A 1,059-nucleotide genomic window follows, 5' to 3' on the forward strand; every position below is an offset into this window, starting at 1 on the left:
TGGGCTTTGTTGAATAAATCAGATTTCGGGTAAGTCTCCCCCGTAGCGGGTTGTGTTTTCAGGCAATACGCACGCTTTCAGGCATACCTGCTTTCGTCATTTTGTTCAGCGCTCGTACCAGGGCCATAGCCTCCGCAACCTGACCATCGTAGTCACGCAGCGTCAGTGAACCCCCGAACAGCTGTTTTACCCGGTACATCGCCGTTTCCGCTATCGAGCGACGGTTGTAATCTGTTGTCCATTTCCACCGCGCATTACTCCCGGTCATTCGCTGATTAGCCACTGCACGGTTACGGTCTGCATATTCACCGGGCCAGTAACCCGCACCTTTTCGGGGCGGGATAAGCGCGCTGATTTTCTTACGCCGCAGTTCATCGTGACAGAGCCGGGTATCGTAAGCTCCATCGGCGGCGGCTGACCTGATTTTCCGGTGGGTTTGCCGGATTAACCCGGGGAAGGCCTCTGAGTCCGTAACGTTGTTCAGCGACAGGTCAGCGCAGATGATTTCATGTGTTTTACTGTCAACTGCCAGATGCAGCTTACGCCATATACGACGGCGTTCCTGGCCATGCTTTTTGACTTTCCACTCGCCTTCACCGAAGACCTTCAGCCCGGTGGAATCAATTACCAGGTGTGCGATTTCACCCCGGGTGGGCGTTTTGAAACTGATATTAACCGACTTTGCCCGCCTGCTGACACAGCTGTAATCCGGGCAGCGTAGCGGAACGTTCATCAGAGAAAAAATGGAATCAATAAAGCCCTGCGCAGCGCGCAGGGTCAGCCTGAATACGCGTTTAATGACCAGCACAGTCGTGATGGCAAGGTCAGAATAGCGCTGAGGTCTGCCTCGTGAAGAAGGTGTTGCTGACTCATACCAGGCCTGAATAGCTTCATCATCCAGCCAGAAAGTTATGGAGCCACGGTTGATGAGGGCTTTATTGTAGGTGGGCCAGTTGGTGATTTTGAACTTTTGCTTTGCCACGGAACGGTCTGCGTTGTCGGGAAGATACGTGATCTGATCCTTCAACTCAGCAAAAGTTCGATTTATTCAACAAAACC

The 1,059-nt window shown here is 52.5% G+C and carries 1 protein-coding gene; it reads right to left on the reverse strand.

What is annotated here, in order from left to right; all coding sequences use genetic code 11:
* Window positions 1–58 precede the first annotated feature (58 nt).
* Complete coding sequence (locus tag C4F37_RS27115; RefSeq protein ID WP_012579081.1) at window positions 59–982, reverse strand: IS5-like element IS903B family transposase; 924 nt, start codon at window positions 980–982, stop codon at window positions 59–61.
* Window positions 983–1,059: the final 77 nt, after the last annotated feature.

The organism is Escherichia sp. R1 (assembly GCF_003000935.1).
In the GTDB taxonomy this organism is placed as follows: domain Bacteria; phylum Pseudomonadota; class Gammaproteobacteria; order Enterobacterales; family Enterobacteriaceae; genus Escherichia; species Escherichia coli.